General features: G+C 66.7%; 8 protein-coding genes. 4 read left to right on the forward strand and 4 right to left on the reverse strand.

Annotated elements, in window-relative coordinates; all coding sequences use genetic code 11:
• Window position 1: 1 nt before the first annotated feature.
• From INT49_RS11575 to INT49_RS11590, 4 genes are all read left to right on the forward strand, one after another.
• A complete protein-coding gene (locus tag INT49_RS11575) occupies window positions 2-3217 on the forward strand; it encodes a type I restriction endonuclease subunit R (RefSeq protein ID WP_193117900.1) in 3216 nt (1071 codons plus the stop codon).
• Entirely contained in the window at window positions 3214-4152 is a 939-nt protein-coding gene (locus tag INT49_RS21565; protein ID WP_193117901.1) for a GIY-YIG nuclease family protein, read from the forward strand. Before INT49_RS11575 ends, INT49_RS21565 begins: the two co-directional genes overlap by 4 nt.
• A gap of 134 nt (window positions 4153-4286) precedes the next feature.
• Complete coding sequence (locus INT49_RS11585) at window positions 4287-5441, forward strand: ImmA/IrrE family metallo-endopeptidase (protein ID WP_193117902.1); 1155 nt, start codon at window positions 4287-4289, stop codon at window positions 5439-5441.
• A complete protein-coding gene (locus INT49_RS11590; RefSeq protein ID WP_193117903.1) occupies window positions 5441-5980 on the forward strand; it encodes a DUF4411 family protein in 540 nt (179 codons plus the stop codon). Before INT49_RS11585 ends, INT49_RS11590 begins: the two co-directional genes overlap by 1 nt.
• 72 nt (window positions 5981-6052) lie before the next feature.
• Here the strand turns inward: INT49_RS11590 and INT49_RS11595 are convergent, their stop codons facing one another.
• From INT49_RS11595 to betT, 4 genes are all read right to left on the reverse strand, one after another.
• Entirely contained in the window at window positions 6053-6394 is a 342-nt protein-coding gene (locus INT49_RS11595; protein WP_193117904.1) for a hypothetical protein, read from the reverse strand.
• 300 nt (window positions 6395-6694) lie between these two features.
• Window positions 6695-8287 (reverse strand): GMC family oxidoreductase, encoded by a 1593-nt coding sequence (locus INT49_RS11600; protein ID WP_193117905.1) that lies wholly within the window; start codon window positions 8285-8287, stop codon window positions 6695-6697.
• Window positions 8288-8417: 130 nt separating this feature from the next.
• Complete coding sequence (locus tag INT49_RS11605; protein WP_193117906.1) at window positions 8418-9902, reverse strand: aldehyde dehydrogenase family protein; 1485 nt, start codon at window positions 9900-9902, stop codon at window positions 8418-8420.
• A complete protein-coding gene (betT, locus tag INT49_RS11610) occupies window positions 9895-12177 on the reverse strand; it encodes a choline BCCT transporter BetT (protein ID WP_193117907.1) in 2283 nt (760 codons plus the stop codon). The genes INT49_RS11605 and betT overlap by 8 nt, the downstream gene beginning before the upstream one ends.
• Between the last annotated feature and the right edge of the window lie 37 nt (window positions 12178-12214).

Genomic DNA, 12214 nt, shown 5'->3' on the forward strand with positions numbered 1-12214 from the left:
CATGTCCGCGAATACTGGTGAGGACGCCTGGGAGCAGCTCGTTATCGATGAGATGCGAGGGTTGGAATGGGAGTACACGCCGGGCGCGGACGTCGCGCCGGGTTCGGGTGAGCGGGAGTCGTGGCAGGACATCGTGCTGCGCGGCACCCTCGACACGGCCCTGAAAAACCTCAACCCCGAGGTGCCGGCCGATTACCTCCACCAGGCGGCTGCGGAGGTGCTCGCCCCGAAGTCGCAGGACGCGATCACGGAGAACTTCCGTCTCCACCAGATCCTGCGTGACGGCTACCGCGGCATCACCTACGTGGATCACGATGGGCGTGAGCGCAGCCCGGTGATCCGCTTCCTTTCTGGGAACGTGGAGGAGAACAGCTACCGGGTGGTGAACCAGGTGACCATGCGTCGTGGGCAGGTGGAGCGGCGCTTCGACGTGGTCGCCTACGTCAACGGGCTGCCGCTGGTGATCATGGAGCTCAAGCAGGCCGGCAGCCGGGCCGCTACCGCCGAGGCCGCGTTCAACCAGCTGCAGACCTATGTAGCCGAGCTGCCGATGGCGTTCCGCTTCACAGCCTTCGTCGTCGCCAGTGACGGGATCAATGCCCGCTACGGCACGCAGTTCACGCCCTGGAACCATTTCGCCTCGTGGAACGTGGATGACGACGGGCGACCTGTTCCCATCGGTGAGCCCGGGCCGGACGGAGAGATCCTCACCGAGATCGACTGGACGCTCAACGGCCTGTTCAACCTCGACCGCTTCGGACAGCTGATCCACGACTTCGTCGCCTTCGACGAGGACGCCGCCGGGCTCACCAAACGTGTCGCCAAGCCCCACCAGTACTTCGCCGTCACCAAAGCCGTCGGATCCACCGTCAGCGCCGTCCGCGCTGACGGGAAGATTGGCGTCGTCTGGCACACCCAGGGCTCCGGCAAATCCATGGAGATGGAGCTGTACACCGCAAAGGTCATGGGTCACCCGCAGCTGGCGAACCCCACCATCGTCGTGCTCACGGACCGCACCGAGCTGGACACCCAGCTGTTCGACGGCTTCCAGCGCTCCACCCTCCTTCCCGAACAGCCCCAGCAGGTCTCCAGCCGCAAAGAGCTGCGCTCCCAGCTCAGCGAGCGCCGCACCGGCGGCATCTACTTCACCACGCTGCAGAAGTTCGGGCTGTCCCAGGACGAGAAAGAAGCTGGCGCCAAGCATCCGCTTCTCTCCGACCGCCGCAACATCATCGTCATCGCCGACGAAGCGCACCGCAGCCACTACGGCGACCTCGACGGCTACGCCCGCCACCTGCGCAGCGCACTGCCGAACGCCGCGTTGATCGCCTTCACCGGCACCCCCATCCGGGAGGCCGACCGCGACACCCGCCAGGTATTCGGCGCCGACATCGACGTGTACGACCTGCGGCGCGCCGTGGACGATAACGCCACCGTGCCCGTCTACTTCGAGCCGCGGCTCATCCAGCTCGCCCGCCTCGACAAGCTCGACGACGACACCATCGACGACGCCGCCGAGGAAGCGACGACGGGCCTGGACGAGGTCGACAAGCAGCGACTCCAACAGTCCGTCGCCGTGCTCGAAGCCCTCTACGGGGCCCCCGAACGCCTCACTACCCTCGCGAAGGACTTCGTCGAGCACTGGGAGCGGCGACGGGACAACATGCGGCCCATGATCGAAGGGCCCGGCAAGGCCATGATCGTCACCGCCACCCGGTCGATCGCCGCCCGCTTGTACGACGAGATCGTGGCTCTGCGCCCCGACTGGCACGACGAGGCCGACGCCAAGGGCAAGATCAAGGTCGTCTACACGGCGAACCCGTCGGACCCGGACGTGATCAAGACCCACATGCGCCGGCCGAGCGCCATCGCGAGCATCAAGCAGCGGGTCAAGGACCCCGCCGACGAGCTCGAGATCGTGATCGTCAAGGACATGATGCTCACCGGATTCGACGCCCCTGCCCTGCACACCCTGTACCTCGACCGCAGCATCAAGGGCGCCCTGCTCATGCAGACCCTCGCCCGGGTGAACCGCACCTACAAGGGCAAGCAGGACGGCCTCCTCGTCGCCTATGCTCCGCTGCTGGAGAACCTCAACGCCGCCCTGCGCGAGTTCACCCACGAGGTCGACGCGACGGACCCGTCGGCCGGACGGCGCGACGTGGACGAGGCCGCGCAGCTAGTCCACACGCTGGTCGGGTCCCTGCGCGAGATCGTCACCCTCGACTGGAAGGCGATCCAGAACGCGGACGTGCGCCGCGGCTTCATCAACGCCGTCTCCGCGACCACGAATTTCCTGCGCTCCCCGCTCACTGAGGGCAACACCGACCCCGAGGACCCGGACGTCAGGCCCCTGGCCGACGCCTTCCGCGGCCTCTCGGCGAAGCTCGACCGCGCCTGGGCGCTCGCCGCCGGGCACGACGACATCCAGGTGCTGCTGCCCGAGGTGCAGTTCTACAAAGAGGTGCGCGTCTGGATGGCGAAGTACGACGCACGCGATCGCATCTCCCGCGGCGAGCCCGTCACCGACGAGGTGCGGCGCCTGCTCGGCGAGCTGCTCGTCGACTCCGCCGAGAGCACCGGCGTGGTCGACATCTACAAGGAGGCCGGGCTGGGCCTCCAGCGGCTCGACGCGATCACGTCCGACTGGGTCGAGGAGGCGAAGAAGCCGTCGAAATCGCAGCTCGCGATTGAGGCGCTGAAGGCGAGCATCCTCGAGGAGGCTGCCCGCGTGACCCGCGGCAACGAAGTGCGCTCGAAGCTGTTCTCCGAGCGGATCAACGAGCTGATGCTGAAGTACACCAACAAGCAGCTCACCGCCGCCGAGGTCATCGCGCAGCTCATCGAGATGGCGCAGGAAGTCAGCCACGAGGCAGATCGCGGAAAGCAGTTCAGCCCGCCGCTCGGCACGGACGAGCTCGCATTCTTCGACGTGGTCGCCCAGAACCCCTCGGCCATGGACGTCATGGGTGATGACGTGCTCGCCCAGATCGCCCGCGAACTGGTGGCGACCATGCAGCGCGACATCCGGACCGACTGGACCGTGCGCGATGACGTCAAGGCCAAGCTGCGCTCTTCCATTAAGCGCCTGCTGCGAAAGTACAAGTACCCCCCGGACCAGCAGAAGGACGCGATCGTGAACGTCATGAGCCAGATGGAATCGCTCGCTCCGCGGTACGCCGCGGAGCTCGAGACCGAGAACGGAGCCACGCAGTGAATGGCAAGCAGGTGAGACTGTTCCTCGTCGATGGCAAGCCCGGCGGTCTGATGACCGCCGAGATCGGGAACTGGACTGGGCACGTGCTCCGGGGCAAGCGGCTCGAACTCGGCGAGATCCGAAAGCGCATCGAGGCCAGTCGCACCGGGATCTACATCCTGTTCGGCAGCAACGCCGAGGGTGACGACGTCGCCTACATCGGGGAGAGCGACAACGTCGGCAAACGCCTTGTCGATCATGACTCCAAGAAGGACTTCTGGGACGAGGTCACCATCATCACCTCGAAGGATGCGAACCTCACCAGTGCCCACGTCCGCTACCTCGAATCGCGGTTGGTGAGGATCGCCAAGACCGTCGGCCGGGTCTCCCTGGAGAACGTCCAAGGACCTACCGGCGGTGCCGAGCTCCCGGAGGCCGACGCCTCCGACATGGACTACTTCATCGAGCAGGTACGCATCCTGATGCCCGTTCTCGGCTACGACATCTTCCGCGGCCGCGCGGCATCGGTCCCTGAGCGACCGACGAAGACTGCTGGGCAGGGAACACTCGGGCTGGAGGACATGGCAGTGGACAGCCCGCAGTTCCGGCTGAGAACGTCCAAGGGCATCGACGCCCAGGCACAGGTCATCGACGGGGAGTTCACCGTGCTCGAGGGGTCAGTTGTCAGCGCTGCGATGCGCTCCTCCGGAAAACAGTCGGAGTCGACGGCCAGGCAGTTCGAGAACCGCTCGCTGCAGCACGGAGAGTTGATGAAGAGCGCGGTGCCGCTCGAGAACGGCTCACTGGCGCGACTGACGAAGGACCTCGTCTATTCCTCGCCGTCGGCGGCAGCGTCGGTCGTGTTGGGTCGAGCGACCTCCAACGGACGGATCGAGTGGGTCGCAGAGAGCGGCATGAGCTATGGCGCCTGGGAGGTGTCCCAGGCGGAGACGTGAAGTGAGCGTCAGGCTCGAAGGAACGGGACGGCTCATTGCGACGTCGTCCACATCTGCCCCCGTGAAGCGCCGCCAGTCCCTACCATGAGCAGCACGAGCTCCAGAGGGATTCGCGAGACGGGAGGCAACAGAGGATGGCTGTGTACCTCGACATCGCGCCCGATCTCCTTCGCTGGGCCGTCGAGCGAGCTGGTTGGGACGAGCAGACGGCGCTCCAGCGATTCCCCCAGCTCGATGACTGGACTGCCGGGGTACGGCAGCCGACTCTCAAGCAGCTGGAGAAGTTCGCGCACGCAACCCATGCGCCGTTCGGGCAGCTGTTCCTCCCCGAGCCGCCCATCGAGCCGTTGCCGATGCCGGACCTGCGCACGATCAAGGACGCGGCGGTCCGACGGCCCTCCGCCGATCTCCTGGACACGATCTACCTCTGCCAGGAACGGCAGGACTGGTACCGCGACTTCGCAGCGGAGAACGGCCTCGACCCTGTGGGCTACATCGGCTCTGTCAGTATCGAGGACGCTCCCGCGACGGTTGCGCACCGGATGCACGTACTCCTCGGTGACGCGAACCCTGGACATGCCGTGAGTAGCTGGTCGGCGACGTTCCGTCGACTGGTCGACCGCATCGAGGCCTCCGGTGCCCTCGTGATGGTGAGCGGGGTCGTCGGGGCGAACACTCATCGCGTGCTGGATCCTGGAGAATTCCGAGGTTTCGCCCTGGCAGACGAGATCGCACCGCTCGTCTACGTCAATGGTGCAGATACCAATGCGGCCCAGATCTTCACCCTGATCCACGAGTTCGCGCATCTCTGGCTGGGTGGCAGCGCTCTCTCTGATGCGAATGTCGCTGAGCGCTCTGTGAACACGACGGAGCGCTGGTGCAACGATGTCGCTGCGGAATTCCTGGTGCCGGTCGACCTCCTGAGAGCGGAATACCGGGGCGATGCCTCCCCTGAAGCACTCGACGAGCTCGCTCGCCAGTTCTCCGTCAGCACGCTCGTCGTGCTGCGTCGCATAGCAGATGCAGGATTCTTGGCCTGGGCCGACTTCCGTGCGCGGTACATCGACGAAGAGCGTCGAGTCCTGGCCAAACTCGCCGAGGTGCGTGAGGCCGGCGGGGGAGGGAACTACTACAACACTCAGCCGCTGAGGCTGAGCCGGCAGTTCGCTCGATCGGTCATCGAGAGCACCCACGAGGGGAGCACCCGATACCGGGACGCCTATCAGCTCCTCGGCCTGACGAAGCACAGCACGTTCGAAGGGCTCGCAGACCAACTCGGGGCCCGTTGATGTACCTCGTCGACGCGAACATCTTGATCGAGGCGAAGAACAGGTACTACGCCTTCGACATCGCACCGGGGTTCTGGGAGTGGCTGGACCGGGCTCATCGGCAGGGTGTCACCTGCAGTATCGACTCCGTTCGTGACGAGCTCCTTCGCGGGGACGACGAGCTGACCGGATGGGCCGCTGCTCATCGAGACTTCTTCCGTCCCCTCGACCAACGGACCACGGCTCATTTCGGTGCGCTCACGGCCTGGGTCACCGCGCAGGGATACCGGCCTTCCGCCATCAACGCGTTCACGGGAAAGGACGCTGACTTCCAGCTGATCGCTTTCGCGGTGGAGCACGGGTTCACCGTGGCGACGCATGAGAGGCCCAAGCCCAATGCGCGCAAGCGAGTGCTGATCCCGGACGTCTGTGTCGCCATGGGCGTTCCGACCGTCGACACCTTCGACATGATGCGTGCGACCGGTGCCAGCCTCCATCTCGCGTTGGCACCATTCGATGACGGAGCCCTCGTAGCACCTACTCTTCCAGGTCTCGAATGACGCTCGCAGGTGCCCGCGGTTCATCGCTGGCTTCGGCGCATTTCGTACTGGCTGGCGCGCAGATCGGGCACATCATCCGGGGGTGTCGGCCGGGCTGTCTCCGTGACGTCCTCGACTCGCCCCATCCAGGGCGGCGAGAACAATCGCGACGGCATCGTCGGGGGAGTCGGCGTCGAGGAGCGTCGGAGAGGGCTCGCCGGGCACTCCGATCACCCAGCGCGCGGCCGCCCCTTCGATGACCCTCGCGACGATGAGCATGCCAGCGCCGGGACGGCGAATACGCAGCAGCGGACGGTGCTCATCAGGGACCATCGCGTCGGCGAGCTCCGGCCGAGCCGAGACCAGACCGTGCTGAATCAGGTCGCGCTCGAGCCGGTCGCCGAACGAATCGGCCATATCAGGAGTGAGATGCATGGGTGTCCTTCAACAAGGGGGACGGTCCCGCGTGACGCCCTCATCGGGAGTGCTGCGGGCAGAAGATCGGTGGCTGCAGACAGATGAGCGGCGCACGATCTGATGATGCGACAGCGGGCGAAAGAACCCGGCTGCGACCGTTGATAAGTCTTGCTATCCCGGAAGATGGCATCAGATTGAGTGAGGACGCCGAAGCTGAGGTCAGCGCAGTGCTCGGCGGGAACACAGAAGCGCCCTGGACACCTCCACGGTGCCCAGGGCGCTCATCGGTGCAGGATCAGGCGCTCTGCATGTGCCGAATCAGCTCTGCTGCTCGCCGCGGATCAGCTCCGCCGCGCGCTCGCCGATCAGCATCGTGGTGATGTTGGGGTTCACGGCGACCAGCTGCGGCATGACCGAGCCGTCGACCACGCGCAGGCCCGTCACGCCCTTGACCCGCAGCTGCGGATCCAGGGGCGACATGTCGTCGTCCACCGCGCCCATCCGGCACGAGCCGGCGGGGTGGTAGACGGTGTTGTGGGTCGTGGAGACGTAGTCCGCGATCTCCTCGTCGCTCTGCACGTTCTCGCCGGGGAACAGCTCTCGGCCTCGGTAGGCGTCCATGCCGGGCTGCGAGACGATCTCGCGGGCCTTGCGGATACCGGCGACCGCCACGCGCATGTCGTGGCCCTCGGGATCGGTGAAGTACCGCGGATCGACCCGCGGCTTGTCGCGGTAGTCGATCGTGCGCAGGCGCACCGTGCCGCGCGAGCGGGCGTGGGTGACGTTCGGCGTGAGCGCGAAGGACTCCGGCGAGGTGGGGTAGCCCTGACGGCGGGTGTGCATGTCGAAGGGCACCGAACCGTAGTGCATCATCAGGTCCGGCAGGTCCAGGCCCTCCTGCGTGGGGGAGAAGATCCCGATCTCCCACCACTGCGTGGACTCGCGTGTCATCTTCTGGGTGGACTCCCAGGAGATCACGGCCTCGGGGTGGTCCTGCAGGTTCGAGCCGACACCGGGGGAGTCGACGCGCACCTCGATGCCCACCTCGCGCAGGTGATCCGCCGGGCCGATGCCCGAGAGCATCAGCAGCTTGGGGGAGTCGATCGCGCCGGCGGAGAGGATGACCTCGCGCCGAGCGTGCATGATCGAGGAGCGGTCGAAGGCGTTGTCGATGTACTCCACTCCCGTGGCCCGCTGCTCCTCGTCGAAGAGCACCCGCATGACCTGCAGACCGGTGAGGACGTGCAGGTTCTCCCGCTCCAGGTTCGGGTGCAGGTAGGACACGGACGAGGAGGCCCGCGTGCCGTCGGCCTGCCGGTTCACCTGGAACCAGTTCGCGCCGTTGACGACGGTCTCGAAGTCGTTGAACGTGGCCGTGGGGATGCCGGCCTGCTCGCAGGCCTCCAGCAGGGCGACGCCCACCGGATCCTCGGGCGGCACGTCCATGAGGTGCACGGGACCGTCGGTGCCGTGGCCCTCGCCGGTGCGGGACATGTTCGTCTCGAGCCGCGCGATCAGCGGCATGATCGTCTCGGCGTTCCAGCCCTCGGCACCGAGCTGCTCCCACTGGTCCATGTCCTCCGCCGGCGGATGGAAGGCGATGCACGAGTTGTGGGAGGAGCAGCCGCCCAGCACCTTCGCGCGCGCATGGCGCATGAAGGAGTTGCCGTTCTCCTGCGGCTCGATCGGGTAGTCCCAGTCCAGCCCGCCCTCGAGCAGCTCGGGCCAGCGCTTGAGCTGCAGCACCTCCTGGTGCTCGAGGTCCGACGGGCCGGCCTCGAGGAGGGCGACGTCGATGCTCGCGTCCTCGCTGAGGCGTGAGGCCAGCGCGGCGCCGGCGGAGCCGCCGCCGACGACGACATAGTCGAATTCGGAGAGAGGGTTCTCGGAGGTGAGGTCATCGGTGGTCATGTCTTCAGCTTCCTGTCGACGGAGGGGACGGAGGTGGGCGCCCGCGAGCGGGAAGACCGCTCGCGGCGGCGGCCGGGAGAGCGAAAGCGCCGCCCGGGACCACGAGGTGCGGCCCCGGGCGAGGGGCTGGTCAGCCCTTGCGGGGGAACCAGCCGGTCACGGCCGGTTCGGTGTTCTCGTAGATGTGCTTGGACTCGGTGTACTCCTCGAGACCGGTGGGGCCCAGCTCGCGGCCCACGCCGGACATCTTGAAGCCGCCCCACTCCGCCTGCGGCAGGTAGGGGTGGAAGTCGTTGATCCAGATGGTGCCGTGGCGCAGCCGCCGCGAGACCCGGTTCGCGATCCCGGAGTTCGAGGTCCACACCGCGCCGGCCAGGCCGTACTCGGTGGTGTTGGCGATCGCGATCGCCTCCTCCTCGGTGGAGAAGGTCTCGACCGTGATGACGGGGCCGAAGCCCTCCTCGATCACGGCGGGGTTCTCTGCGGTGCACTGGTCCAGCACGGTCGGCGCGTAGAAGTAGCCCTGCTCGAGCTCCGGGCCGCCCCAGTGGTTGCCCGTACGCAGCCGGCCCCCGGCCTCGATGCCGCGATTCACGTAGTCGGTGACCTTGTCGCGGTGCTCCTTCGAGATCAGCGGGCCGGTCTCGGCCTTCTCATCCAGGGGGCCGCCCATGACGATGCCCTCGGCGCGAGCCACCAGGTCATCGACGAACTGCTCGGCGATGGTGTCCTGCAGGATCAGACGCGTGCCCGCGGAGCAGAGCAGGCCGGAGTCCATGAAAGCGGCGTTCAGCGCATTGTCGAGCGCGGCCTCGTAGTCGGCGTCGGCGAAGATCACGTTGGGGTTCTTCCCGCCGAGCTCGAGGGCGACCTTCTTGATGCCCTCCGCGGCGGAGGCGGCGATCTTCCGGCCGGTGACCAGACCGCCGGTGAAGGAGACCAAGTCGATCTCCGGGTGGGAGGACAGCGGAGCGCCGACCACGGCGCCGGAGCCGAGCACCAGGTTCGCCACCCCGGCGGGCAGGCCCAGCTTGTCCATCACATCCACGATCAGGATCGTGGTGTGCGGGGTGAGCTCCGCGGGCTTGATGATGAAGGAGTTGCCGGCGGCCAGGGCCGGGGCGATCTTCCATGCGGCCTGCAGCAGCGGGAAGTTCCAGGGCGTGATCATGCCGCACACGCCGATCGGCTCGTGCACCACGCGCGAGATCACGCTGTCGTCCCCGGCGTCGACCAGGCGGCCCGGGTTCTGGCCCGCGACCTTCCCGAAGTAGCGGAAGCAGGCGGTGATGTCGTCCATGTCGCCCTCGGCCTCGACCAGGCGCTTGCCGGTGTCGAAGGCCTCGGCGCGGGCGAACTCCGCCTTGCGCTCCTGGAGCTGGTCGGCGACCCGCAGCAGGAAGTCGCCGCGCTCGGAGGCCGGCTTGTCGGCCCACACCCGGGCCTCGAAGGCCGCACGGGCCGCGAGGATCGCGCGCTCGACGTCCTCGGCGCTCGCCTCGGAGACGACGCCCACCTCGGACTGGTCCGCGGGGCAGATGACGCTGCGGGTCTCGCCCGTGGACGAGGGCACCCACTTTCCGTCGATGTACAGGGTGGCGATGCTGTCAGTCATTGCTCTCCTCCGTCGTCTTCGTCGTCCCGGTCTCGTCGGTGACGGGTGTGGGATCGGTCGGGTGATCGTGCGTGTTCGTCGGATCGTGCTGATCAGAGTGGTCGATCTGATCCGTGTCGAGCCAGGTGTCGGGTGCGCTGACCGCGATGGTGCCGGTCGCGGTGCCGATCTCCTGGCTCATGGTGAGGTACATGATGTGGGCATCGTAGGAGTCCAGGACGTCGGATATGACCTGATCCTTGGTGTACCCCATGATGTCGCGGCCGCGGGAGCCCAGCATCGAGAAGATCTCGAGGCGGAAGTAGACGTCGCGCACGGTGGCGAGGTTCGCGGCGAAGCTCGGCACCGAGTAGGCGACGGGATAGGCCTGGTACTTGAAGTCCTCCGCGTCGGGGAAGGTGACCACCAGGTCCACGAACGGGACCGTGCTGTCGGGGTGGTCACCGCGGTGGCAGGAGACGTCGGCACCGAGCTTGGTGAGCTCCGCGGCGACCTCCTCGATGGCGGGCGCGGCGACGGTCTCCACGAAGCTGCGGGCCTTCTCCTCGTCCGCGTAGGACATGCGATGGGACAGGCGCTGGCGCCAGGATCCACGATCGCCCCCGTCGGCCTCCCGCACGCGGCTGGTGAGCAGCGCGGGCAGTGCGGCCCGACGGGACTCGAGGTTCATGCTCTCCGTCTTCAGCACCTTCCACAGGCTGTACATGACCAGGTACAGCATCACCGACAGCGGCAGCCCGACCACCACGGTCGCGGCCTGCAGCGTGTAGACGCCGTTGATGAACAGCATCACCAGAGTCAGTGCGCCGGTGATCACGGCCCACACGATGCGCAGCCACGGCGGACCGTCCGAATCATTCATCGAGGCCTTGGACGTCATGTTCGCCATCACCAGCGAGCCGGAATCCGCCGAGGTGGTGTAGAAGAACAGACCTGTGAGCAGAGCGAGGGAGACGGTGAAGGTCGCCCCCGGGTACTGCTCGAGCAGGTTGAAGAAGCCGGATTCGGGCTGGTTCACGGCAAGATCGAGGAACTCTGCATCCCCGAAGAAGCTCAGGGCCGCGTTGCCGAAGATCGAGACCCACAGCAGGATGAAGGCGAAGGGGATCAGCAGCACGCCCACCACGAACTGGCGCAGCGTGCGGCCGCGGGAGATGCGCGCGAGGAACAGGCTCACGAAGGGCGCCCAGGCGATCCACCACGCCCAGAAGAACAGCGTCCAGTCGGCCATCCACTGATCGGAGGGGTAGTCGGTCGCCCCCTCGCTGTAGGCGAAGGTGTTCATCAGCATCGAGGGGAACCGCGAGAAGAAGTCGCCGATGTTCTGCACCAGGGCGTTGAGCAGCTCGTGCGTGCTGCCCGAGAACAGCACCCAGAGCATCAGCACCAGGGCCAGGATCACGTTGAGCTCGGAGAGCCGACGGATCCCCTTGTCCACGCCGGAGACGGTCGAGAGGATCGTGATGAACACGGCCAGCGCCATGAGCGCGATCTGCACCGCCATCGAGTTCGGGATGCCGAACAGGGCGGAGAGACCGAAGTTCAGGAACACGACGCCGATGCCGAGCGACACCGAGATGCCGAAGATGGTGCCGATCGTCGCGCCGATCTCGGCGACGTGGCCCACGGCGCCGTGGATCCGCTTGCCGAAGATCGGGGCCAGGGCAGAGCGGATCGACAGCGGCAGGTGATACCGATAGGCGAAGAGCCCGAAGGCCATTCCCATCAGCGCATACATCGCCCAGCCGGGGATCCCGTAGTGGAAGATCGTCCAGATCGTCGCCATCCGGGCGGCCTCGTCCGAGCCGGCCGGGACGTCCGGCGGGGTGAGGAAGTTCGTGGCCGGTCCGGAGATCCCGAAGAACATGAGGTCCACGCCGATGCCGGCCGCGAACAGCATGGCCGCCCACGTGAACATGTTGTACTTCGGCAGCGAATGGTCCGGACCCATCCGGGTCCCGCCCACCCTGGAGAAGGCGACGATCAGCACGAACACCACGACGATGCCGGCGGTGAGGACGTAGTACCAGCCGAAGTTGGTCGCGATCCAGGCCATCGATCCGAAGATGACGGTCTCGGCGGTGCTCGGCCAGATCGCTGCGAACAGCACGAACGCGACGATGATCGTGGCGGTGCCGATGAACACGGGCCAGTTGACGGCCGAATGGGTGCCCGCAGCGCCGGTGCCGGTCGGAGATCCCGCTCCGCTCCCGCCGGGGTCGTTCCCGGTGCCTGGGGATTCTGCGGGGCGAGGGGACTTGGCGGCCTCGGCCATCACGGTCCTTTCGATCGACGTGCGAGCGGAGCGGACC

The organism is Brachybacterium tyrofermentans, from assembly GCF_014897585.1.
Taxonomy (GTDB): Bacteria; Actinomycetota; Actinomycetes; order Actinomycetales; family Dermabacteraceae; genus Brachybacterium; species Brachybacterium tyrofermentans.

Excerpts from the sequence above, each read along its gene's own strand:
- INT49_RS11575 (WP_193117900.1), top strand. The coding sequence starts at position 2 with ATGTCCGCGAATACTGGTGAGGACGCCTGGGAGCAGCTCGTTATCGAT.
- INT49_RS11600 (WP_193117905.1), bottom strand. The coding sequence starts at position 8,287 with ATGACCACCGATGACCTCACCTCCGAGAACCCTCTCTCCGAATTCGAC.
- INT49_RS11585 (WP_193117902.1), top strand. The coding sequence starts at position 4,287 with ATGGCTGTGTACCTCGACATCGCGCCCGATCTCCTTCGCTGGGCCGTC.
- INT49_RS11590 (WP_193117903.1), top strand. The coding sequence starts at position 5,441 with ATGTACCTCGTCGACGCGAACATCTTGATCGAGGCGAAGAACAGGTAC.
- betT (WP_193117907.1), bottom strand. The coding sequence starts at position 12,177 with ATGGCCGAGGCCGCCAAGTCCCCTCGCCCCGCAGAATCCCCAGGCACC.
- INT49_RS11605 (WP_193117906.1), bottom strand. The coding sequence starts at position 9,902 with ATGACTGACAGCATCGCCACCCTGTACATCGACGGAAAGTGGGTGCCC.
- INT49_RS11595 (WP_193117904.1), bottom strand. The coding sequence starts at position 6,394 with ATGCATCTCACTCCTGATATGGCCGATTCGTTCGGCGACCGGCTCGAG.